20 protein-coding genes are annotated in these 23802 nt (G+C 68.5%); 9 read left to right on the forward strand and 11 right to left on the reverse strand.

Annotation, left to right across the window (positions count from 1 at the left end; genetic code table 11):
• Positions 1-7: 7 nt before the first annotated feature.
• Positions 8-1633, reverse strand: coding sequence for a xanthine dehydrogenase small subunit (gene xdhA / locus BCR55_RS03915; RefSeq protein ID WP_065494213.1), 1626 nt, complete (start codon positions 1631-1633; stop codon positions 8-10).
• A 351-nt stretch (positions 1634-1984) separates the two neighbouring features.
• Here xdhA and BCR55_RS03920 point away from each other — a divergent pair, with 351 nt between their 5' ends.
• A complete protein-coding gene (locus BCR55_RS03920) occupies positions 1985-3199 on the forward strand; it encodes an MFS transporter (protein ID WP_065494214.1) in 1215 nt (404 codons plus the stop codon).
• A 115-nt stretch (positions 3200-3314) separates the two neighbouring features.
• On the opposite strand, the gene BCR55_RS03925 is transcribed toward BCR55_RS03920, so the two are convergent.
• Positions 3315-4205: a DMT family transporter gene (locus BCR55_RS03925; RefSeq protein ID WP_006401531.1), complete on the reverse strand. Its 891-nt coding sequence runs from the start codon at positions 4203-4205 to the stop codon at positions 3315-3317.
• 134 nt (positions 4206-4339) lie between these two features.
• Between BCR55_RS03925 and BCR55_RS03930 the strand changes: the two genes are divergently transcribed.
• A complete protein-coding gene (locus BCR55_RS03930; protein ID WP_006401532.1) occupies positions 4340-5275 on the forward strand; it encodes an AraC family transcriptional regulator in 936 nt (311 codons plus the stop codon).
• Positions 5276-5293: 18 nt separating this feature from the next.
• Here the strand turns inward: BCR55_RS03930 and BCR55_RS03935 are convergent, their stop codons facing one another.
• Positions 5294-6505 carry an alanine--glyoxylate aminotransferase family protein gene (locus tag BCR55_RS03935; RefSeq protein WP_006401533.1) on the reverse strand — a complete coding sequence of 404 codons (1212 nt, stop codon included), beginning with the start codon at positions 6503-6505 and terminating at the stop codon, positions 5294-5296.
• 737 nt (positions 6506-7242) lie between these two features.
• Between BCR55_RS03935 and BCR55_RS03945 the strand changes: the two genes are divergently transcribed.
• From BCR55_RS03945 to BCR55_RS03965, 5 genes are all read left to right on the forward strand, one after another.
• A complete protein-coding gene (locus BCR55_RS03945) occupies positions 7243-8226 on the forward strand; it encodes a LysR family transcriptional regulator (RefSeq protein WP_006401538.1) in 984 nt (327 codons plus the stop codon).
• Positions 8227-8260: 34 nt separating this feature from the next.
• Positions 8261-9259: a 2-hydroxyacid dehydrogenase gene (locus BCR55_RS03950; protein WP_006401540.1), complete on the forward strand. Its 999-nt coding sequence runs from the start codon at positions 8261-8263 to the stop codon at positions 9257-9259.
• Between the two features lie 199 nt (positions 9260-9458).
• Positions 9459-10286 carry a 5,6-dimethylbenzimidazole synthase gene (gene bluB, locus BCR55_RS03955; protein ID WP_006401541.1) on the forward strand — a complete coding sequence of 276 codons (828 nt, stop codon included), beginning with the start codon at positions 9459-9461 and terminating at the stop codon, positions 10284-10286.
• A 214-nt stretch (positions 10287-10500) separates the two neighbouring features.
• Entirely contained in the window at positions 10501-11670 is a 1170-nt protein-coding gene (locus BCR55_RS03960; RefSeq protein WP_006401542.1) for an MFS transporter, read from the forward strand.
• A gap of 116 nt (positions 11671-11786) precedes the next feature.
• Positions 11787-12947 (forward strand): MFS transporter, encoded by a 1161-nt coding sequence (locus tag BCR55_RS03965; protein ID WP_006401543.1) that lies wholly within the window; start codon positions 11787-11789, stop codon positions 12945-12947.
• Between the two features lie 96 nt (positions 12948-13043).
• On the opposite strand, the gene fahA is transcribed toward BCR55_RS03965, so the two are convergent.
• The 5 genes from fahA to BCR55_RS03990 are packed head-to-tail and all read right to left on the reverse strand — an operon-like array spanning position 13044 to position 18973.
• A complete protein-coding gene (gene fahA / locus BCR55_RS03970; protein ID WP_006401544.1) occupies positions 13044-14348 on the reverse strand; it encodes a fumarylacetoacetase in 1305 nt (434 codons plus the stop codon).
• Positions 14345-15679: a homogentisate 1,2-dioxygenase gene (hmgA, locus tag BCR55_RS03975; protein ID WP_006401545.1), complete on the reverse strand. Its 1335-nt coding sequence runs from the start codon at positions 15677-15679 to the stop codon at positions 14345-14347. Before hmgA ends, fahA begins: the two co-directional genes overlap by 4 nt.
• A 20-nt stretch (positions 15680-15699) precedes the next feature.
• Positions 15700-17052: an MFS transporter gene (locus BCR55_RS03980; protein WP_006406384.1), complete on the reverse strand. Its 1353-nt coding sequence runs from the start codon at positions 17050-17052 to the stop codon at positions 15700-15702.
• On the reverse strand, positions 17049-17279 hold the full coding sequence (locus tag BCR55_RS03985) for a DUF2783 domain-containing protein (protein WP_006406385.1): 231 nt from the start codon (positions 17277-17279) through the stop codon (positions 17049-17051). Before BCR55_RS03985 ends, BCR55_RS03980 begins: the two co-directional genes overlap by 4 nt.
• A gap of 26 nt (positions 17280-17305) precedes the next feature.
• Positions 17306-18973 (reverse strand): FAD-dependent oxidoreductase, encoded by a 1668-nt coding sequence (locus tag BCR55_RS03990; protein ID WP_006406386.1) that lies wholly within the window; start codon positions 18971-18973, stop codon positions 17306-17308.
• 372 nt (positions 18974-19345) lie between these two features.
• Here BCR55_RS03990 and BCR55_RS03995 point away from each other — a divergent pair, with 372 nt between their 5' ends.
• Complete coding sequence (locus BCR55_RS03995) at positions 19346-20149, forward strand: EAL domain-containing protein (RefSeq protein WP_006406387.1); 804 nt, start codon at positions 19346-19348, stop codon at positions 20147-20149.
• A 137-nt stretch (positions 20150-20286) separates the two neighbouring features.
• On the opposite strand, the gene BCR55_RS04000 is transcribed toward BCR55_RS03995, so the two are convergent.
• Together BCR55_RS04000 and BCR55_RS04005 are read right to left on the reverse strand one after the other, a co-directional pair.
• Positions 20287-20697, reverse strand: a complete 411-nt coding sequence (locus BCR55_RS04000; RefSeq protein ID WP_065494215.1) for a GFA family protein — start codon at positions 20695-20697, stop codon at positions 20287-20289.
• 143 nt (positions 20698-20840) lie between these two features.
• Positions 20841-21632, reverse strand: coding sequence for an IclR family transcriptional regulator (locus BCR55_RS04005; RefSeq protein WP_006406388.1), 792 nt, complete (start codon positions 21630-21632; stop codon positions 20841-20843).
• A 76-nt stretch (positions 21633-21708) separates the two neighbouring features.
• Here BCR55_RS04005 and BCR55_RS04010 point away from each other — a divergent pair, with 76 nt between their 5' ends.
• The gene (locus tag BCR55_RS04010; RefSeq protein ID WP_006406389.1) at positions 21709-22896 is read left to right on the forward strand and encodes an acyl-CoA dehydrogenase; all 1188 of its coding nucleotides are present in this window, start codon (positions 21709-21711) and stop codon (positions 22894-22896) included.
• A gap of 118 nt (positions 22897-23014) precedes the next feature.
• On the opposite strand, the gene BCR55_RS04015 is transcribed toward BCR55_RS04010, so the two are convergent.
• Positions 23015-23653 (reverse strand): peroxiredoxin, encoded by a 639-nt coding sequence (locus tag BCR55_RS04015; RefSeq protein ID WP_006401554.1) that lies wholly within the window; start codon positions 23651-23653, stop codon positions 23015-23017.
• Positions 23654-23802 lie beyond the last annotated feature (149 nt).

Genomic DNA, 23802 nt, shown 5'->3' on the forward strand with positions numbered 1-23802 from the left:
TCCGTCGTCAGACACGCGCCGCTTCCGCGGGCACTTCGCGCACGTTCAGGGCTTGCGGCGGCAGCGGATCGTGCGGACGCGTCTCCAGCCAGAATCGGTACATCAGGTTCTTCGCGGTATCGAGCCGGTATGTGCTCGTCGCGCGCATGTCGGTGAGCGGCTGGTAATCGCGTTCGAGCGCCTGCATCGCGGCCTGCGCGGTGGCCTCGTGCCACTGCGCGCCGTCGAGCACCGCTTCGGTGTGCGCCGCACGCTTCGGCGTCGCGGCCATGCCGCCGAACGCGACGCGCGGCTCGCGGATCGTGTCGCCGTCCGCGATGAACGCGAACGCCGCGCAGACGGCCGAAATGTCGGAATCGAACCGCTTCGACAGCTTGTAGGTGCGGAATCGCAGGTTCGCGCGCGCGCCGCTGCGCGTCGGCACCTTCACGCCGACGACGAATTCGTGCGGCGCCATGTCCTTCTGCTGGTAATCCGTATAGAGCGCTTCGAGCGGCAGCTCCCGCACCGTGTCGCCGCCGCGCAGCACAACGCGCGCGCCCAGTGCGATCAGGCCCGGCATCGAGTCGCCGATCGGCGAGCCGTTCGCGACGTTGCCGCCGAGCGTGCCCGCGTTGCGGATCGGCAGCGACGCGAAGCGCTTCCACATCTCGGTCAGTTCGGGATACGTCTCCGCGAGCGCCGCATAGGCGTTCTCGACCGTGACGCCCGCGCCGATCTCGATCCAGTCCTCGCCGTGCACGATGCGCTGCAGTTCGGCGATCTGGCCGACGTAGATCAGGTCGTCGAGCCGGCGCATCTGTTTCGTCACCCACAGCCCGATGTCGGTGCTGCCCGCGAGAATCCGCGCGTCCGGACGCTCGGCCTTGAGCGCGGCGAGCGCGTCGAGCGTGCGCGGGGCAGCGAAGCGCGCGCCGCCGATCGTGTAGTCGAAGGTCGTGTCGCGCCGCAGCGATGCGAGCGTGCGCGCGAGCGCGGCCGGGTCGACGGGCGCGGTGTTCTGTTCGGGGGTGGAGCCTTCGCCGGTTGCGCCTTCGCCCGTCGCACCCACGCCGGCCGCACCTTCGCCGGCCGCACCTACGCCGGCCGCACCTTCGCCGGCCCCGTCAAACATCCTCACCGCCGCGTCGACGATCGGACGATAGCCGGTGCAGCGGCACAGGTTGCCGGTCAGCGCATCGGCGATCTCGGTGCGCGTCGGCACGTGCTTCGCCTTCTCGCAGGCACCGCCGCAGCGTTCATGGCCGTGCTTCTCGTAGAGCGCCCACATCGACATCACGAAGCCCGGCGTGCAGAAACCGCACTGCGATCCATGACAGTCGACCATCGCCTGCTGAACCGGATGCAGCGAGCCGTCCGGGCGGCGCAGGTCCTCGATGGTCAGCAGCGCCTTGCCGTCGAGCGTCGGCAGGAACTGGATGCACGCGTTGACGGCCTTGAACGCGACCGTGCCCGCGTCGGTCAGCTCGCCGACGACGACCGTGCAAGCGCCGCAGTCGCCTTCCGCGCAGCCTTCCTTGGTGCCGGTGCAGTGCGCGTCCTCGCGCAGGTACTGCAGCACGGTGCGGGTGACGTCCGCGCCGCTGACTTCGCGTACGGCGTGACGATGGTAGAAGCGGATCGGCTCACTCATGTCTCTGTCGTTCTTCAAGTGGGGGCAAAGGCGGCCTGCGCGGGGCGCTCGGCCGACGTTTCTCTGACAGTTTGCACGCTATCACCGTCAAATTCCGCAACCCATAGCCCAATACGCATGCGGCCCATATAACTGCGGCGATATGCGCGGCCGCCCGTGCCGGCGGCCCGCCGCGGCCGGTGCATGGCCGCCGCATGGCCAGCCGCGGTGCGCGAAGGCGCCGGTTCGGCGTCGTCCGAAAAAGGGGGCGACGTTAACTAAACGGTACCTGCGTGAAAACCGGTTCCATGGGAAAATCCCGATTCCGTTTTTCGCCACGATCCGTTCCGTTCGCTCATCTGTTCCGACCCCATGTCAACCGATTCTGCCTCCACGCCGCGCAGCGGGCTCGCCGTCACGCTGCAAATCGTGTCCGTCGTCTGCTTCACGTTCATCTGCTACCTGACCATCGGCCTGCCGCTCGCGGTGCTGCCGGGCTTCGTCCACGACGAGCTCGGCTTTTCCGCGATCGTCGCGGGTGCCGCGATCAGCGTCCAGTATTTCGCGACGCTCGCGTCGCGCCCGCTCGCCGGGCGCCTCGCCGATACGCTCGGCCCGAAGCAGACCGTGCTGCGCGGGCTGCTCGGCTGCGGCGCGTCGGGCGTGCTGCTGCTCGTCGCGCTGCTGCTCGCGCGCTGGCCGGCCGCGAGCCTCGTGCTGCTCGTCGCGAGCCGGCTCGTGCTCGGCGTCGGCGAGAGCCTGTGCGGCACCGGTGCGATTCTCTGGGGCATCGGCCGCGTCGGCGTCGCGTACAACGCGAAGGTGATCTCGTGGAACGGTATCGCGACGTACGGCGCGCTCGCGCTCGGCGCGCCAGTCGGCGTCGCGATCGCGCATTCGCTGAACCCGGCGCTGATCGGCGTGCTCGTGATCGCGCTCGCGGCACTCGGCTATGCGCTGGCGCGGCTGATCGATGCGGTGCCGCTCGTGCACGGCGAACGGATGTCGTATGCGAGCGTGTTCACGCGCGTGCTGCCGCACGGCATCGGCCTCGCGCTCGGCTCGGCCGGCTTCGGCTCGATCGCGACGTTCGTCACGCTCTACTACGCGGCGCGCCACTGGCCGAACGCCGCGCTGTCGCTGACCGTATTCGGCACGCTGTTCATCGGCGCGCGTCTGCTGTTCGCGAACACGATCAAGACGCACGGCGGCTTCCGCGTCGCGATCGTGTCGTTCGCGTTCGAATGCGCGGGCCTCGTGCTGCTGTGGCTCGCGCCGGTGCCGCACGTCGCGCTCGTCGGCGCCGCGCTGACGGGCTTCGGCTTCGCGCTGATCTTCCCGGCGCTCGGCGTCGAGGCGGTCGCGCTGGTGCCGGCCGCCAGCCGCGGCGCGGCGCTGTCCGCGTACTCGGTGTTCCTCGACCTGTCGCTCGGCATCACCGGGCCGCTCGCCGGCTACGTCGCGGGCGCGTTTGGCTATCCGCAGGTGTTCCTGTTCGCGGCGCTCGCCGCGGCGGCAGGCGTCGCGCTGTCGGTCGTGCTGTATCAGCGGCAGGCGCGCGTCGCGGGAAGCGGCGCGGCGGCCTAGCCCGCTTGCCGCAAGACGGCAAGCCGAACGCGGATGTCCGCGCGCCGCCGGAAGGAAAATGCCCGCTTCGTGCGGGCATTTTGTTGTCGGTATGCCATAGCGACGGCCGCTTCGGTCACGCTGTCCGCGGCGCCAACCGCCGCACAAGTTCGAACGCAACCAGATTCCCGGCCAGCACCAGCAGCAGCCCGATCACCGCGAGCGGCGACCATCGATACCCTTCGAACACCGTCGACACGGCCAGCGCGACGATCGGAAACAGCACCGTGCAGTACGCGGCGCGCTCCGGCCCGATCCGGCCGACGAGCGTCAGATAAGCGGTAAAGCCGATCACCGAGCCCGGCACGGCCAGATAGAGCAGCGCGCCGAGATAGCGCGGCTCCATTTCGAGCGAAAACGGCAGCCCGGCCGCCACGCTGCCGACGGTCAGAATCGCCGCGCCGATCAGCATCGCCCAGCCGTTGGTCGCGAGCGGATGCAGGCCCATCGACTGCATGCGGCTCGACAGCAGGTTGCCGGCCGAGAAGCACATCGTCCCCGCGAACGCGATCGCGAGCCCGATCCACGTCGCGCGATCGTCGAGATGGCCGGCCATCTGCTGCCAGAACAGGCAGGCGATGCCGGTCAGGCCGAGCAGCGCGCCCGCAATCGCCGACGCGCGCAGCGGCCGCCCCATGAACAGCCGCCCGTTGATCGAATTGAGCAGCGGCGCGGTCGAGAAAATCACCGCGACGAGCCCGCTCGGCACGACGCGCTCCGCGTAGTAGAAGCACAGGAAATTCAGGCAGAACAGCGCAACGCCCTGCGCGGCGAGATAACGCCACGCGGCGCGCGGCGGCCGCGCGGGGCGACGCATCGCGCGCAGCAGCGCGAACATCACGGCGGCCGCGAGCCAGAAGCGCCACGCGATCGACACGGGCGGCGGCACGCTGCCGAGCTGCCATTTGATCGCGATCCAGGTGGTTCCCCAGATCAGCACGGTAACGATATAGAGCGACAGGTTCATGGCGACGGCGACGAGACTTCGAACGAAACGGGAATCCGACTATGCCGTCGCACGACGCGTGCCGATTGTCCCGAATTGCGGTCTTTTTCGCCGGCGCCCGCGCGCCGGCATGCGCGCGCTTATACTCGGACCTCATGAACGCGTCCCTGTCCGCCCCGCCCGTCGATCGCGCTGCCGCTCTGTCCGGCGGCGATCTGCCGTTCGGCCTGCAGTCGGTGTGCCGCACGCTCGCCGACGCGAACGCGACGCTCGAGCGCTTCGCCTGGCTCGGCGACCACCTCGCGATCGCCGAGTGGACGCGGATCACCGACGAGAGCGAGACCGTCTACGCGCAGCCCGGCCATCACACGCTGTCGTGCTACCTCGACGGCGGCTACCGGACCGAGCGCGAACGCGTGCCGCGCTACGGCGCGCCGAGCCTGCTGTGCGCGCTGCCGGGCGACCACGAATCGCGCTGGTGGGTGCGCGGCGAGATGCACTTCGTCCACCTGTACTTCCTGCCCGAGCACTTCACGCAACGCGCGATCCGCGAGCTCGATCGCGAACCGCGCGAACTGAAGCTCGCCGATCGGACCTATTTCGAGGAAGCGCGCGTCGCGTCGCTGCTGCGCTCGGTCGCGCTCGAGCGCTGGGACGATGCGGACGGCCGCCTGCGCGTGAACGAAACGGCGCACGACGTGCTGAGCCTGCTGCTGCGCGAACAGAGCGCGACGCGCACCGACACGCCGTTTCGCGGCGGCCTCGCGCCGGCCGTGCGGCGCCGCGTGCGCGACTACATCGACGCGCATCTGTCGCAGCCGCTGACGCTCGGCGAGCTCGCGGAGGTCGCCGCGCTGTCCGAATACCACTTCTCGCGGATGTTCCGGCTGTCGTTCGGCCGCGCGCCGCATGCATGGGTCGCCGAGCAGCGGCTCGCCCGCGCGCGCCTGCTGCTGCGCACGACGTCGTTGCCGCTCGCGCAGATCGCGGCCGACTGCGGCTATGCGAACGCCGCGCATTTCAGCCACCGCTTTCGCGACGCGCACGGCGCGGCACCGAACGCGTACCGGCGCGCGATCCAGGGCCGCTGAGCGGCCGCGCCGCGCGCGCTACGCGCCGCGCCGCGACAGTTCCTGCTCGAGCGCCGCCACCCCGGCCGGCAGATCCACGGCCACCTTCAGGTCGACCATCGTGCGGCCGAACGCATGCACGGTGCGGAACAGGTTGTGTTCGCGGCACTGCTCGCCCATCTGGCCGATCCGCACGATCGGCAAGCCGAACGAGCCCGAGATCTCGACCTGATACTGTTTCGAGATATGGCCGCAGATCAGGCCCGGCGTAAGGCCTTCCGGCGTCTCGATCCCGACGACCGAATTGAGCCGGCACGCCTTCGGCGCATACAGCTTCAGTCCCATCGCCTCGACGGCCGCCTGCAGCGCGAGCGAACAGCGCAGATGGCGCGCGAAGCGGCTTTCGAGCGTCTCCGCGCACACGAGCCGCAGCGCCTCGTGCAGCGCGAGCACGCCCGACACGGGCGCGGTGTAGTGATAGCCCGCGTTGTGCCAGAAGTTCTCGGCGAGCGCCATGTCGAGGCACCAGTGCGCGTTCGGCTCCGGGCGATGTTTCATCCGTTCCCAGGCGGCGTCGGAGAACGCGATCAGCGACACGCCGGGAATCGACGACAGCCCCTTCTGACCGCCGGTGATCACCGCGTCGATGCCCCACGCGTCCATCTCGAGCGGCATCGTCGACAGCGTGCAGACCGCGTCGACGACGACCAGCGCGCCGGCCGCCTTCGCGAGCGCCGCGATGTCGCGCAGATCGCGATTCCATACCGTATTCGACGTCTCGCCCTGCACGATCGTGACGATCTCGGGCCGCTCGCGCGCGATGGCCTCCGCGACTTCGTCGAGGCTCGCGACCGCGCGATCGGCGACTTCGAGCGTCGCGACTTCCGCGCCGACGCGCGTGGCCATCTCGGCCATCCGTGCGCTGAAGAAACCATTGCGGATCGACAGCACGCGCGTGCCGCGCCATGCGAGGTTCGAGATCGCCATCTCCATCGCGGCCGAGCCCGGACCGGCGACGCCGAGCACCCACTTCGTCCGCGTCTGGAACACGTAGCGCGCCATTTCCTTCACCTGCTCGATGATCTTCGCCATCGTCGCGCCGAGGTGGTTGATCACGATCGTGTTCGCCTTCGCGACGGCAGCCGGGATCGGGACCGGGCCGGCCCCCATCATCAGCAGCGGTTCTTCGGGCAGGATCGCGTCGAGCGGCACGACGACGGGACAGGGAATCGGCGAATGGTCGATGGACATGGCTGGAACGAAGTGAAGGAAGAAAACGCACGGAACGCGTGCCGCGCGACACGGCAAGCGACCGATCATTCCGCGTTCCGCGGCGTTGCGCAAGAGGCACGCGCGGGCGGACAGCACGAAGGTGGCCCGGCGCGCCGGCCGGGCCAGCGCACCGCGCGCGCCGCGCATCGCTTGCGCGCGAATTGCGGGCGCGATTCGTAGCCCGGAGAAAGGAGACCGATCGCGCGCGATTTTGCGTGGCCATATCGCGACGCGCTCGATACCGTCGCTTTCGGCGCCGTCTGCCTGTCAAACGGCAAAAAGCACCGCACGCCGCAAAATCGGCATACGCGATTCGGCACGCATATTCGGCACACGCAGAAAAACCTGTGTTATCCCGATCGCTAATGCCGTCGCCTGCCGAAATTACCGCCCGGATTCCGGGCCTACCGCCCAATTCATTGATTTACCAATGAATTAACGCGGCGGCGACGATATCCAGGCGAAAAGACACGCAATCGCGACAAGCGTATGACCGACATCGATCGGTTTTCCGATACGCGCGATTTCGATTTTCCGCAACCCGCCCCTTTTCTCAGGTTGACGGACACGCTTTTCTTATTGAACAATCGTCTGCAGATTCCGAAAACGCTTTAACCGATACGAGCGGGAATCACGCGCCGCGCAATGTTTTTTCCGCGCTGCACGATGAAAAATCACAACCATAATCAGTCAACCGGGCCAAAAATACGCAAGCCATGAACCAGATTCAGACCATGCGTGTCTTCGTCTGCGTCGCCGAGCATCAGAGCTTCCGGCGTGCGGCGCATCATCTCGGCGTGTCCAACGCACTCGTCACGCGCTCGATCGCGATGCTCGAGGGCCATCTCAATACACGGCTGATCCACCGCACCACGCGCAACCTGTCGCTGACCGAAGCCGGCGTGCGCTATCTCGACGGCTGCCGCGCGCTGCTCGAGGAATTCGATCATCTCGAGGCGTCGGTCGCGCAGGCCACGCACGAGCCGGGCGGCACGCTACGCGTGGTCGCGTCGGGGCTGCTGTCGCCGGGCGCGCTGACGCCGCTGCTCGGCCGGTTCCGGCATCGCTATCCGGAGTTGCGCGTGCAGATGACGATCGCCGAAGCGCCGCTCGACGTGCTCGATGCCGGCTACGACGTCGGCATCGTCACCGGCGACCGCTTCGACGGCAACCCGGCGCTGATCGCGCAGGCGCTCGCGCCGAATCCGTTCGTCGCATGCGCATCGCCCGCGTATCTCGAACGGCGCGGCGAGCCGCGCACACCCGACGATCTGCCGCGCCACGACTGGGTCGCGCTCGCGCCGCATCAGCATCCGGGCGCATGGCGGCTGGTCGGCCCCGACGCGCGCGTGCATACGGTCACCGTGCGGCCCGCATGCACGGTCAATCAGCTCGCGCTCGTCCATGCGGCGGCGGTCGCGGGCTCGGGCATCGCGATGCTGCCCGAGCACTGCGTCGCCGACGCCATCGACAGCGGCACGCTCGTGCGGCTGCTGCCCGGCTACCGGATCGACGATCCGCATACGCAGCTCTCGCTCGTCTATCCGAACCGGCAGTTCGTGCCGGCGCGCACGCGCAGCTTCGTCGAACATGCGGTCGAGCACTTCAGCACGCTCGCGCAGCCCGAGCGGGCGGGCTACGGTTTCCTGCGGGCGGCGCACGCGTCCGCGCATGCCGACGGCGTGCCGGGGCTGCAGTAAACTGCGGGCGGCGACGCTCCCCCGGAGAAACAGCGTGCGCGTGATCCTGTTCAGCAGCCGACAGTACGACGACGATTCGTTCACCGCCGCCAACCGCCGGTTCGGCTACCGGCTGCACTTCCAGCCGTCGCATCTCGATGCGGAAACGGCGATCCTCGCGCACGGCTACGACGTCGTGTGCCCGTTCGTCAACGACGCGCTGAATGCGGCGGTGCTCGAACGGCTCGCGGAAGGCGGCACGCGCTTGATCGCGCTGCGCTCGGCGGGTTTCAACCATGTCGACCTCGCGGCGGCCGAGCGGCTCGGCATCACGGTCGTGCGCGTGCCGGCCTATTCGCCGCACGCGGTTGCCGAACACGCGGTCGCACTGATTCTCGCGCTGAACCGTCGGCTGCCGCGCGCGGTCGCGCGCACGCGCGAAGGCGACTTCTCGCTGAACGGGCTGCTCGGCTTCGATCTGCACGGCAAGACGGTCGGCGTGATCGGCACGGGGCTCATCGGCAGCGTGTTCGCGAAGATCATGATGGGCTTCGGGATGCATGTGCTCGCGCATTCGATGCCGCCGTACGACGACGAGCTGATCGCGTTCGGCGCGCGCTACGTCGACCTCGACACGCTGCTGCGCGGCGCCGACATCGTCAGCCTGCACTGCCCGCTGCTGCCGTCCACGCATCATCTGATCAATGCGCGCACGCTTGCGCAGATGAAGCCGGGCGCGATGCTGATCAATACGGGCCGCGGCGGGCTCGTCGACACGCAGGCGCTGATCGATGCGCTCAAGAGCGGCCAGCTCGGCCATCTGGGCCTCGACGTCTACGAAGAGGAAAGCGGGCTGTTCTTCGAGGATCATTCCGACCTGCCGCTGCAGGACGACGTGCTCGCGCGGCTGCTGACGTTCCCGAACGTGATCGTCACGTCGCATCAGGCGTTCTTCACGCGCGAAGCGCTGGCGGAAATCGCGCATACGACGCTCGCGAACATCGAAGCGTGGCATGCGGGCACGCCGCAGAACGTCGTGGCGCCGAGCCGCTGACGAGCCGGGCGCGCCTTCCGCCTTCCGCCTTCCGCCTTCCGCCTTCCGCCTTCCGCCTTCCGCACTCCGTCTTCGGCCTCCAGCCACACACCGCACACTACCGCACACCTTTGCCGCGCCGGCGTTTTTCGCCGAAGCACCGCGGCGCGCCCGCACTCTGCTATCGTTCGCCGACCTTCCTCTGCTGCCGCTGCCCGTCATGCGTTTCGACGATTCCGCCCTCGACGCCGTTTACCGCGCCATCTTCGAGCGGCGCGACATGCGCCATTTCACGTCGGCTCCGGTCGATCCGGCCGTGCTCGCACGGCTGCTGCGCGCGGCACACCATGCGCCGAGCGTCGGCTTCATGCAGCCGTGGCGCTTCATCCGCATCACCGATCCGGCACGGCGCGACGCGATCCACGCGCTCGTCGACGCCGAGCGGCGCGCGACCGCCGACGCGCTCGGCGAACGCCACGACGAATTCATGCGACTGAAGGTCGAAGGCGTGCGCGAGTGCGGCGAGCTGCTCGTCGTCGCGCTGACCGACGATCGCGAGCGCCATGTGTTCGGGCGGCGCACGCTGCCGGAGATGGACCTCGCGTCCGCCGCGTGCGCGATCCAGAACATGTGGCTCGCGGCGCGCGCCGAAGGGCTCGGGATGGGCTGGGTCTCGCTGTTCGACGTCGACGCGCTGCGCACGCTGCTCGGCATGCCGGCCGGCGCGAAACCGATCGCCGTGCTGTGCCTCGGCCACGTCGACGCCTTCTACGCGAAGCCGATGCTCGAACAGGAGCGCTGGGCCGCGCGGATGCCGATCGAAGCGTGCCTGTTCGAAAACGGCTGGGGTGAGCCGGCGGGGCATGGGCCGGCGGTTACCGCGACGGTCGATCCCGATGGCGGATCCGGCCGCACGGCCGCCTCGGCCGTCAGCGAAGTGCCGACCGCCGCGCAACCCGACACGTCCGCTCCGACGCCTGCACCGCACGCCTGCGACCCGGAACCCGCGGTCGCGCTTTCCGCTCGATCGGCCGAACGACCGACCTAGGCGTGCGCCCGTCCCGACCCGCGCGCGATCGCTGCCCGCATCGCCGTCCCGTCCCACACTGGGGGCGCGGTCCGTCGCACGTCGGCAACATCCGTTCCGGCCCCCGGCATAAGGGTTTTTACTGAAGTAGAATCGCCGCTATCGCCCTGCCGTCCACCCGCTCCGCGCGTCCTGCGCCGCTCCTGGCCGACGGCCTTTCCCGGAATCCCCCGCGATGCCCTTACCTCTGTTCGCCCTCGCCGTTGCCGCGTTTGGAATCGGTACCACCGAATTCGTCGTCATGGGACTGCTGCCGAACGTCGCGCGCGACCTCGGCGTGTCGATCCCGGCCGCCGGCATGCTCGTGTCCGGCTACGCGCTCGGTGTGACGATCGGCGCGCCGATCCTCGCCGTCGTCACCGCGAAGATGCCGCGCAAGCGCGCGCTGATGGGGCTCATCGGCCTGTTCATCGCGGGCAACCTGTTCTGCGCGATCGCGCCCGGCTACGCGGTGCTGATGGCGGCGCGCGTCGTGACCGCGTTCTGCCACGGCGCGTTTTTCGGCATCGGTTCGGTGGTCGCGAGCAGCCTCGTCGCGCCGAACCGCCGCGCGCAGGCGATCGCGCTGATGTTTACCGGCCTCACGCTCGCCAACGTGCTCGGCGTGCCGCTCGGCACCGCGCTCGGCCAGGCATACGGCTGGCGCGCGACGTTCTGGGCCGTGACCGGCATCGGCATCGCCGCGGCCGCCGCACTCGCCGTCTGTCTGCCGAAACACCTCGCGATGCCCGAAACCAGCATCACGCGCGAATTCGGCGTGCTCAAGCACCCGCAGGTGCTGATGGTGCTCGGCATCAGCGTGCTCGCGTCCGCGAGCCTGTTCAGCGTGTTCACGTACATCACGCCGATCCTCGAGGACGTGACCGGCTTCTCGCCGCACCAGGTCACCTGGGTGCTGCTGCTGTTCGGGCTCGGGCTGACGGTCGGCGGCACGCTCGGCGGGCGGCTCGCCGACTGGCGCCGGATGCCGTCGCTGATCGCGACGCTCGCGCTGATCGGCGTCGTGCTCGCGCTGTTCGCGGCGACCATGCATTTGCCGTTCGCCGCGCTCGCGACGATCTTCGTGTGGGGCGTGCTCGCGTTCGCGATCGTGCCGCCGCTGCAGATCCTGATCGTCGATCGCGCGAGCGACGCGCCGAACCTCGCGTCGACGCTGAACCAGGGCGCGTTCAACCTCGGCAATGCCACCGGCGCGTGGCTCGGCGGCAGCGCGATCGGCGCCGGCGTGTCGCTCGTGAACCTGCCGTGGGTCGGCGTCGCGATGGCCGTCGCCGCGCTCGCGCTGACGCTGTGGTCCGCATCGCTCGAACGCCGCCCGGCTGCGGTACCGACCGAATACGTCTGACGCGCGCCGCGCGATCGTTGCTCGCGCATCGTAACGCGACGCAGCGCAGCTGCAGCGACACCGTACGCCGGCCGCGTCATGGACCGTTCAAGGGCTGCGGTGTAGCATCTCGGCCGATGAAAGCCATACTCAATCGCGATTTCGTCGCGCTGATCCTGAGCGTCGCGGTCGTCGGTCTCGGCACCGGCGCCACCCTTCCCCTCACCGCGCTCGCCCTGACCGAAGCCGGCCACGGCACGAACGTCGTCGGCATGTTGACCGCCGCGCAGGCCGGCGGCGGCCTCGCGATCGTCCCGTTCGTCACCGCGCTGGCGCGGCGCATCGGTGCGCGCCGCGCGATCGTCGTGTCGGTCGTCGTGCTCGCCGCGGCGACCGCATGGATGCAGTTCACGTCGAATCTCGTCGTCTGGGGCGTGCTGCGCGTGCTGTGCGGCGCCGCGCTGATGCTGCTGTTTACGATCGGCGAGGCATGGGTCAACCAGCTCGCCGACGATGCGACGCGCGGCCGCGTCGTCGCGATCTACGCGACCAATTTCACGCTGTTCCAGATGGCGGGCCCCGTGCTCGTCAGCCAGATCGCGGGCGCGACCGGCATCCGCTTCGCGCTCTGCGGCGCGCTGTTCCTGCTCGCACTGCCGACGCTCGCGACGATCCGCCGCGCACCGCTCGCCGGCGACGACGCACAGCACGCGCAACACGATCGCTGGCTCGCGGTGCTGCCGCGCATGCCGGCGCTGATCATCGGCACGGGTTTCTTCGCGCTGTTCGATACGCTCGCGCTGTCGCTGCTGCCGCTGTACGCGATGGATCACGGCGTCGCCAGCGAAACGGCGGTGCTGCTCGCGTCGATCATGCTGTTCGGCGACACCGCGATGCAGTTCCCGATCGGCTGGCTCGCCGACAAGCTCGGCCGCGAACGCGTGCATTTGGGCGCGGGCGCCATCGTGCTCGCGGGACTGCCGCTGCTGCCGTTCGTCGTCGCGAATCCGCTGCTGTGCTGGCCGCTGCTGTTCGTGCTCGGCGCGGCGGCCGGCAGCATCTATACGTTGTCGCTCGTCGCCTGCGGCGAACGCTTCCGCGGCGCGGCGCTCGTTACCGCGAGCTCGCTCGTCTCCGCATCGTGGAGCGCGGCCAGCTTCGGCGGCCCGCTCGTCGCCGGTGCATTGATGGAGCAGCTGGGCAGCAACGCGCTGGTCGGCGTGCTGGTCGTCTGCGTCGCCGCATTCGTCGCGGCCGCGCTGTGGGAGCGGCGTGCCGCGTTGTCGCGCGCCGTATGAGGCCCGTGCGCCCCGCGCACGCATCGTGACACCGCTGAAACGACGACGGCCCGCGCGAAGCGGGCCGTCCGGGACCAGCGCGTCACGCGCGATGCGTCACGCTTGCAATGCAGGCAGGATCTTGCCGACGCAGGTGCCGAAGCCGACACGATAGCCGTCGCCCTGGCACCAGCCGGCGAGCGTCAGCTCGTCGCCGTCCTCGATGAACGTACGCGTGCCGCCGCCGTTCAGTGCAACGGGCTCCTTGCCGTTCCACGTGAGCTCGAGCAGGCTGCCGAACGAATCCTTCGTCGGCCCGCTGATCGTGCCCGAGCCCATCAGGTCGCCGACCCGCGTATTGCAGCCCGACACCGTGTGATGCGCGAGCTGCTGCGCCATCGACCAGTACATGTACTTGAAGTTGGTCCGGCAGATCGTCGTCGCTTCGGCCGCGTCCTGCGCGCGCAGCGTCACTTCGAGCGCGATGTCGAACGCGTGCCGGCCCGCATGCTGCAGATACGCGAGCGGCTGCGGCGACTGCTCGGGCTGCGCGGTGCGGAACGGCTCGAGCGCGTCGAGCGTGACGATCCACGGCGAGATCGTCGTCGCGAAACCCTTCGAGTTGAACGGGCCGAGCGGCACGTATTCCCATTGCTGGATGTCGCGCGCGCTCCAGTCGTTCAGCAGCACCATGCCGAAGATGTGCGCTTCCGCGTCCTCGCATGCGATCGGCTCGCCGAGCGCATTGCCCTTGCCGACGATGAAGCCCGTCTCGAGCTCGATGTCGAGCTTGCGGCACGCGCCGAACACCGGGCGCTCGAGATCCGGCAGCTTCAGTTGCCCGTTCGGGCGACGCACCGGCGTCCCGCTGACGACCACCGACGACGCGCGGCCGTTGTAGCCGATCGGCATCTCCGACCAGTTCGGCAGCAGCGCATTCTTCGGATCGCGGAACATCGAGCCGACGTTCGTCGCATGCTCCTTCGACGAATAGAAATCGGTGTAGCCGGGAATGTCGACGGGCAGATGCAGCGTCGCATCGCGCTGCGCCACGAGCACCCGCGCGCGCAGCGCCGCATCGTCGCGCAGCCGCGCGTTGTCGCGCGAGAACAGCTCGGACAACTGCACGCGCACGCTGCGCCACGCATCGCGGCCGAGCGCGATGAAGGCGTTCAGCGTCGGCGCGGCGAACACGTCCGCGCCGCCCGGCAGCGTCAGCAGGCCTGCGCGCCCGAGCGCCGCGAGATCGACGATCGCGTCGCCGAGCGCGACGCCCGCGCGACGCGCCGGCTGCTTCGCATCGCTGAAGATCCCGAACGGCAGGTTCTGGATCGGAAAATCGCAGGCGGGATCGTTCGCCGACTCGACCCAGCTCTTGCGGGCCGGGTCGAGCGTCGCGCGCCAGTCTTGGGTATCGCTCATCGTTGCTCCGGATTGAAGTGTTTCCTGATGCCTTGCCAGCATTCGAAGTAGTTGGCCTGCAGCTGCGCAGTGTCGAGCGCGTAGCGCGTCGGCCGGATCAGCGTGCGCGTTTCGAACATGAACGCCATCGTGTTGTCCACCTTGTGCGGCTTCGTCGTATCGCTCGCCGACGCCTTCTCGAACGTGTCCGCATCCGGGCCGTGGCCCGACATGCAGTTGTGCAGGCTCGCGCCGCCCGGCACGAAGCCTTCGGCCTTCGCGTCGTACGCGCCGTGCACGAGCCCCATGAACTCGCTCGCGACGTTGCGGTGGAACCAGGGCGGACGGAACGTATCCTCGGCCGCGAGCCAGCGCGGCGGGAAGATCACGAAGTCGATCGCGTCGACGCCCGGCGTATCGGTCTGCGAATGCAGCACGAGGAAGATCGACGGATCGGGATGATCGAAGCTGATCGAGCCGATCGTGTTGAACAGGCGCAGGTCGTATTTGTACGGCGCATAGTTGCCGTGCCACGCGACGACGTCGAGCGGCGAATGGCCGATGTCCGCGCGCCAGAGCCGGCCGTTCAGCTTCGCGACGAGCTCGAACGCGCCTTCGCGGTCTTCGTATGCGGCCTGCGGCGTCAGGAAGTCGCGCGGATTCGCAAGCCCATTCGAGCCGATCGGGCCGAGATCGGGCAGCCGCAGCAGCGCGCCGAAGTTCTCGCAGATATAGCCGCGCGCATCGCCGTCCGGCAGCGCGACCGTGAAGCGCACGCCGCGCGGAATCACCGCGATCTCGAACGGCTCGACGTCGAGGCGGCCGAATTCGGTCGCGATGAAGAGCCGCCCTTGCTGCGGGACGATCAGCAGTTCGCCGTCCGCGCTGTAGAAGAAGCGGTCCCGCATCGAACGGTTCGCTGCATAGAGGTGGATCGCGCACCCGCTCATCGCGGCGGCCGAGCCGTTGCCGGCCATCGTCACGAGCCCTTCGACGAAATCGGTCGGCTCGCTCGGCATCGGCAGCGGATTCCAGCGCAGCTGGTTCGGCGGCGTCGGCGGCACGTCGGCCGAGTCGGCGAAGTCCGACACCAGGCGCTGCGCGCCCGCGAACGGTTCGAACGGCCGGTGCACGGCGGCCGGCCGGATCCGGTACAGCCACGAGCGGCGGTTATGGCCGCGCGGCGCGGTAAACGCGGTGCCCGACAGTTGCTCCGCATAGAGCCCGTACGGTGCGCGCTGCGGCGAATTGCGGCCGTGCGGCAGCGCGCCGGGCAGCGCCTCGGTCGCGAACTCGTTCGCGAAACCGCTCAGGTAGCCGGCGGTCGCCGGTTTCGACAAGTCAAGCGTCATCGTTTCATTTCTCCATCAATTCAGGCGGCATGCGGCGCCTGCGCACCGCTTCGCCGCGTCACCCCGGCCAGCCCGAGCACGAACAGCGCCGAGCACAGCACGGGTACCGCGGCCGCATGAAACAGCGCCCCGTTGGTCCAGTTCAGCGCAATCAGTTGTCCGCCGACGAGCGGCCCGAGCACCGAACCGATCCGACCGATGCCGAGGCTCCAGCCGATGCCGGTCGAACGCAGCGACGTCGGGTAATACTGGCCCGCGAGCGCGTTCACGGCCGGCTGTCCGCCGACTACGCAGAAGCCGCCCGCGAACACGACGATCAGCAGCCACGGCAGCGCATGCGCGACCGAGCCGATCAGTGCGACCGACACCGCCGCACACGCGAAGCACGCGAACAGCACGCGCACGAAACCGTAGCGTTCGATGAACCAGCCGAGCGACAGCGTGCCGATCACGCCGCCCGTCTGCAGCACGGTGCCGACGATCACCGCGGTGCCCGGCGAATAGCCGGCGTCGCGCATCACGGTCGGCAGCCAGTTCGAGAGGAAGTACAGATCGATCAGGTTCATGAAGCTGATCGCCCACAGCAGCAGCGTGACCGGCAGGCGGCCGCCGCGGAACAGTTCGGCGACCGGCGCGCCCGTCGTCGCACGCTCGCGCACGACGAGCCGCGTGCTCGCGTCGATGCCCGCATGCGGCGCGAAGCCGGCGAGCCAGTCGCGCGCCTGCGCGTCGCGCCCTTTCAGCACGAGAAACTGCAGCGATTCGGGCAGCCGCGCGGCCATCGCGATCGCGAGGACGAGCGGCACCGCACCGCCGACGAAAAACACGGCGCGCCAGCCGAGCGCCGGAATCAGCGCCGCGCTGATGAAGCCGCCGATCGCCGCGCCAAGCGTGAAGCCGCACGACACGATCATCATCCGCTTCACGCGATGCGCGCTCGGACTGAACTCGCCGACGAGCGCCATCGCGTTCGGCATGATGCAGCCGAGGCCAAGACCGGTGACGAAGCGCAGCGCCATCAGCACCGGGATCGAACCCGCGAACGGCGTCGCGAGCATCGTCAACGCGAAGAACAGCGTCGCGCCGATCAGCACCGGACGGCGGCCGATCCGGTCGGCCAGCACCGACAGCGCGAGCGCGCCGAGCAGCATCCCGAACAGGCTCGCGCTGAACACCGGCCCAAGCGCCTGCTTCGGCACGTGCCACTCGGCGATCACGCTCGGTGCGACGTAGCCCATCGCCTGCGCGTCAAAGCCGTCGATCACGAGGCACAGCCCGCACAGCGCGAGCAGCATCCAGTGAAAGCCCGGGCGATGCGTGTCGTCGATCACGCGCTCGACTTCGAGCGTACGCGCGTCGGCCGCGGCGCTCACGGCGTCACCTCGGCGGCCGGATGCACGGGCGGAGTCACGCCGCGGCGCGCGAGCGCCATCGCTTCGCGCAGCACGTCGAGATCGCCGATGTGGTTCGCGAGCAGCAGGATCAGCTTCGCGTTGACGAGCTGACTGTCCGCGTCCGACAGGTCGCGATGCATGTCGATCAGCGCTTCGTAAAACGCGTCCGGATCGGCGAGACGCGCGCGGGTATCGAGTGGGGGCATGAGGTGTCTCCGTATCGTTGTCGTATTCAGCCGGCGCAGATCGCGCGGGCCAGCGCATCGGCGATCGCCTGGCGGTCGAGCGCGCGCATCCGCGCGCACACGTGCTGGTCCGGACGCAGCAGATAGAAGGTGCCCGGCCGCGCGTCGTAGCGCTGGGCGGCGAGCCCGTCGACGTCCTCGACGACGTCGACGCCGGCCACCGGCTGCGCATGGCCGGCCGGCACGACGAGCACCGGCCGCACCGGCAGCGCGAGATCCGCGACCGCCTGCGCGAGCGCCGCGCCGTCGCCCGGCAGGCCGAACAGCACGCCGGCGAAGCCGCCGTGCAGATGCGGCAGCAGCCAGCTCGCGCCGTGCTCGGCGCGCACCGGCGCGTCGGCCGCGGCCGCGCCCGGACGCATCGCGCACGCGAACGTCTCGCCCGCGCGATCGGGCGTGTTCAGCGGCGAACCGTCGAGGACCGCGGGCGTCGACAGCCGCCCGCTGTTCACGATCTTGCGCGCGAACTCGCAGTCGCGCGCGAGCTTCAGCGTCGCGTCACGGAATACGCGCGACACCGCGCTTTTCGGCGTGATGAAGTCGGTCGAGCGCGTCGAGTGGCGGATGTTTTCGTCGGCCGCGTATTCGCGCTCGCTCGCATAGGTGTCGAGCAGCCGGTCGGGCGCGCGGCCGTCCAGCACGAGCTTCAGCTTCCACGCGAGGTTGTCCGCGTCCTGCACGCCGCTGTTCGCGCCGCGCGCGCCGAACGGCGACACGCCATGCGCCGAATCGCCCGCGAACAGCACGCGGCCGTGACGGAACGTGTCCATCCGCTGGCAGCGGAACGTATAGATGCTGACCCATTCGAGCTCGAACTCGACATCCGGCCCGAGCAGCGCGCGCACGCGCGGAATCACGCGCTCCGGCTGCTTCTCGGCGACCGGATCGGCGTCCCAGCCGAGCTGGAAGTCGATCCGCCAGACGTTGTCCGGCTGGCGGTGCAGCAGCACCGACTGGTTGCGATGAAACGGCGGATCGAACCAGAACCAGCGTTCGGTCGGGAAGTCGGCCTTCATCTTCACGTCCGCGATCAGGAAGCGATCCTTGAACGTGCGGCCGCGGCTTTCGAGGCCCATCATCGTGCGCATCGGGCTGCGCGAGCCGTCGGCCGCGATCACGTACTGCGCGCGCAGCGTGTCGACGCCTTCGGGCGTCTCGACCGTCAGCACCGCATGCTCGGCCGCCTGCTCGATGCCGGTCACCTTGTGCTTCCAGCGGATCTCGAGGTTCGGCAACTCGAACGCGCGCTCGGCCAGATACCCTTCGACGTAGTACTGCTGCAGATTGATGAAGGCCGGACGCGCATGCCCTTGTTCCGGCAGCAGGTCGAACGCGTACAGCTGCTCGTCCTGCAGAAACACCTTGCCGACGTGCCAGCTCACGCCCTTGTCGACGAAGCGTTCGCCGCAGCCGAGCCGGTCGAAGATCTCGAGCGTGCGCTTCGCGAAGCAGATCGCACGCGAGCCGGTGGACAGCGTGTCGTCGTCGTCGAGCAGCACGACGGGCACGCCCTGCTGCGCGAGATCGATTGCCGCGGCGAGGCCGACCGGCCCCGCGCCGACGACGATCACGGGCCGGACGGCCGCATCGTCGGCGATCGCGCGCTCCGCGCGCGGGCGGTACGCAAACTTCAGGCTCTGGTAATCGACGTTCATGACCCGCGCGCCCCCACTGCCGCGACGCGCGCACCTGCGCACGCCGTCGTTGCGCCCGTCGCGTACCGGCCTGCCGGCCCGCCCACGTCCTCCGTCCATTTGCTGTCAACCGCCACGTCTCGCTCCTTGCTTCCTGTTGATCTCGGGCCGGCACCGCCGCGGCGCCCGTAGCCGCCTGCCGTGATCCGCCGCACGTCTTTGGATTTACGAATAGTAAAACCAATTACGAATAGTGAAATCAACGTAAACCCTAGGGATCGGTTCGGGGACGGGATAACGATATGAACGAAACGCCGAGCCGAGCGGCGCGGGCGCTGCTACTATCCAGACATGAGGCGGCCCGTTGGCCGCCGTTTTTCCTTGTCGACGCCGATGATTCCGCCCACCATCCCCGAGCTGGTCGCCCGTGCCGGACAACTGCCGTATCTGCGGGAGCACATCGCGCTCGCCGACGACGGCACCGCATGCGCGCGCCTGCCGGAGCGCACGCTCGGCAGCACGTACGAGCCGATCTACGACGTGACGATGCCGGGCGCGCCGCAGTCGACGTCGTTCGCCGATGCGATCGAGCGCTACGGCGACGAACTCGGGTTCCAGGCTGTCACGCAGGTGACGGGCGCGCCGCACGATCCGGTCGACTCGGCCGTCGACGACCAGACGCTCGTCGCGCTCGACCGCCTGTCGCGCGCGCTGCACGCGATCAACTTCTTCGGCGCGCAGCGCCACGGGCTGCTGTTCCTGCGCGTGCACGAGCGGCTGCTCAAGAGCGTGAAGTACGATCACGGCAAGCATTTCTCGTCGGTACTGCAGCGCTTCGGGCTGCCGCCGGAGCGGATCGTGATCGAGCTGCCGGCCGTCGCGGTCGCGCACAAGACCTTCCTCGGCTATCTGACGCGCAGCTACCAGCATCACGGCTTCAAGGTCGCGGACAAGCTGCCCGATCCGGGGCGCATCCTCGCGGTCGAATCGGAGATGGCGCGTCCCGACTACATCAAGATGGACGCCGGCATCGCGCTGCGCGACGGAATGGTGAAGGCGCTCGTCGCATATGCGCAGCGCGTGCGGATTCCGCTGATCTTCGATGGCGTCGTCGACGAGACGCAGTGCGAACTGCTGCGCCAGCACGACGTGCGCTTCATGCAGGGGCCGGTGTTCGCGAAGGTGATGACGGTCTAGCGCCCGTTACGGCGCGGGCGCGGGCGCGGGTCGCGGCCTGCCGGCCGCTCGCGCGTTGCCGACGGGTTTTCAGGATGGGTTTTGCCGGTGCGTTTTGCGGATCGCCGCGCGCGAATCGGGCGCGTCGCGCGGCCGTGTCAGTCGCGGCCGCCGTCCGCGTACTTCGGCAGATCGTCGCCGATCTCGATGCCGGGAAACCGGTCCGCATACCAGACGTGCCAGCGCGGCTGCAGCCGCGACGGATCGTCGAGCGTCGCCGTGTTGATTTCGACCGTCTGCGGCGCGTCGCGGCGCCGGTACTCGAGCTGCGCGCCGCAACGGCCGCAGAAACGCCGCTCGCCCCACGCACTCGACGCATAGACGACCGGCTCGCCCTGCAGATATGCGAACGCGCCGATCGGCACCGATGCGGACGCGACGACCGCCGCGCCGGTCGTTCGTTGACAGAGCCGGCAATGGCAGAAGCCGGCGTCGGTCGGCACACCGGCGATCCGGTAGCGGATCGCGCCGCATGCGCAGCCGCCGTCGAGCGTGTGGGATGCAGTCATCGTGTTCCTCGTCGTCGAAGTCGGTAGACGGACGAACGATGATGAGCGCGGTCCGCGCGGTCCGCAACCGCCGGCCGGGCGCGGCTGCCGATTTCGCTGATCCGCTGCCGAACGGCGCCGCCGCGGTCTCACGCGGCCGTTCGTCAGAGCGTCTGACCGAGCCGCTGCGCGAGCGCCCTCAGCTTCGGCCCGACCTGCGTGCGGAACACCTCCTCGCCCATCGACGACGCCGGCCCGCTGCAACTGAGAATCAGCCAGCGCCCTTCGCGCGGTTCGCGAAACGGCACGGCCGCCGCATTGACGTCCGCGTGCCATGCGCGGAACGAATAGCAGCAGCCGCTTTCCGGAAATTCGGCGACCGCCGCCTGCGCCGCGGCGACCAGCGCATCCGCATCGTCCGCGCCGCCGGCCGCCTTGTGCAGTTCCGCGTACAGCGCGCGCCGCACGTCGTCGGGCTGGACGGCCAGATAGGCGCGGCCCATCGAACTCGTCAGCATCGACAGCCGCGAGCCGGGCGCCAGCCCTAGCGTCAGCGCCGTTTCGCTGCGGATCGTCTCCAGGTAGATCATGTCGAGCCCGTCCCGGCAGCCGAGCGACACGGCCGCGCCGATCTCGCGTGCGAGCGCCTGCATGTGCGGCCGCGCGAGGTCGATCGTGCCGGCGCCCGACAGCAGCGCATAGCCGAGCGACAGCACGCCGGCGTCGAGCGCATACTTGCCCAGCGTCTCGTCGTAGCGCAGATAGCCGAGCACCGTCAGCGTATACGCGAGCCGGTTCACGGTCGCCTTCGGCAAGCCGGTGCGCTCCGCGAAGTCGCGATTGCCGAGCATCGTCTCGCCGGGCCGGAACGCGCGCAGCAGGTCGAGCCCGCGCGCGAGCGCGACGACGAACTTGCGCTCGTCGATCGCGGTGTCGTCGATGGTTGAAAGTGTCATCCGATGCTACACTGGGATCAATTTGCAAAACATTGTTCCGCATAGCGGAACTCCAGTCAAGTGAGGAGATGACACGATGAGCGCTGCAACTTTTCATTGGGACGATCCGCTGCTGCTCGATCAGCAACTGACCGAGGACGAGCGCATGGTGCGCGACGCCGCGCACGCGTATGCGCAGGACAAGCTCGCGCCGCGCGTCACCGAGGCGTTTCGCCACGAGCGCACCGATGCCGCGATCTTTCGCGAGATGGGCGAAGTCGGCCTGCTCGGCCCGACGATTCCCGAGCAATACGGCGGCCCCGGGCTGAACTACGTGAGCTACGGGCTGATCGCGCGCGAGGTCGAGCGTATCGATTCGGGCTATCGGTCGATGATGTCCGTGCAATCGTCGCTCGTGATGGTGCCGATCTACGAGTTCGGCTCCGACGCGCAGAAGGAGAAATATCTGCCGAAGCTCGCGACCGGCGAGTGGATCGGCTGCTTCGGGCTGACCGAGCCGAACCACGGCTCGGACCCGGGCAGCATGGTCACGCGCGCGAAGAAGGTGCCGGGCGGGTACTCGCTGTCGGGCGCGAAGATGTGGATCACGAACTCGCCGATCGCCGACGTGTTCGTCGTCTGGGCGAAGCTCGACGAGGACGGCAAGGATACGATCCGCGGCTTCATCCTCGAGAAGGGCTGGAAAGGGCTGTCGGCGCCGGCGATCCACGGCAAGGTCGGGCTGCGCGCGTCGATCACGGGCGAGATCGTGCTCGACGAGGTGTTCGTGCCCGAGGAAAACCTGATGCCGAACGTCAGCGGCCTGCGCGGGCCGTTCACCTGCCTGAACTCGGCGCGCTACGGGATCGCATGGGGCGCGCTCGGCGCCGCGGAATCGTGCTGGCATACCGCGCGCCAGTACGTGCTCGATCGCAAGCAGTTCGGTCGCCCGCTCGCCGCGAATCAGCTGATTCAGAAAAAGCTTGCCGACATGCAGACCGAAATCACGCTCGGCCTGCAAGGCGTGCTGCGTCTGGGCCGGATGAAGGACGAAGGCACGGCGGCGGTCGAAATCACGTCGATCATGAAACGCAATTCGTGCGGCAAGGCGCTCGACATCGCGCGGCTCGCGCGCGACATGCTCGGCGGCAACGGCATCTCGGACGAATTCGGCGTTGCACGCCACCTCGTGAACCTCGAAGTGGTCAATACGTATGAAGGCACGCACGACATCCACGCACTGATTCTCGGCCGCGCACAAACCGGCATCCAGGCATTCTTCTGAGCAATCGGCGCAGCGTGTCCGTATTACACGCGATGGGCGGAAACGACACGGCCCGCCCGGCATGACTGCCGGGCGGGCCGTTTTGTGCATGCCGCCGATACGGCGCGCGACGATGGCTTTACTTGTTCGGCTGCGGCGTCAGACGCAGATACGGACGCACCGCGTTGAAGCCCTTCGGGAAGCGCTTCTTCAGTTCTTCCGGATCCTGCAGCGACGGCACGATCACGACGTCGTCGCCGTCCTTCCAGTTGCCGGGCGTCGCGACCTTGTAGTTGTCGGTCAGTTGCAGCGAGTCGATCACGCGCAGCACTTCGTCGAAATTGCGGCCGGTGCTGGCCGGATACGTGATGATCAGCCGCACCTTCTTGTTCGGATCGATCACGAACAGCGAGCGCACCGTCAGCGTCTCGTTCGCGTTCGGATGAATCATGTCGTACAGCTGCGAGACCTTGCGATCCGCATCGGCGATGATCGGGAAACCGACGACCGTCGACTGCGTTTCGTTGATGTCGTTGATCCAGCCTTTGTGCGATTCGACGCCGTCGACCGACAGCGCGATCACCTTCACGTTGCGTTTCGCGAATTCGTCCTTCAGCTTCGCGGTCAGCCCGAGTTCCGTCGTGCACACCGGCGTGTAGTCGGCCGGATGGGAGAACAGGACACCCCAGCTATCGCCGAGCCACTCGTGAAACTTGATCGGGCCCAGGCTCGATTCCTGCTCGAAATCCGGTGCGATGTCGCCAAGACGCAGACTCATGGTGTTCCCTCCTCGAACGATGCAAGTTGAAACCGCGCGCGGTCGGCGCGGGACAGTCCATCAGCTTACGGGAAGCAATGGGCCATGCGAACGATTATTACGTTTGATATTCATATCTTTTTGTCATTTTTTCGATCGGTCGGACGACG

This window comes from Burkholderia sp. CCA53 (assembly GCF_001685525.1).
Taxonomy (GTDB): Bacteria; Pseudomonadota; Gammaproteobacteria; order Burkholderiales; family Burkholderiaceae; genus Burkholderia; species Burkholderia multivorans.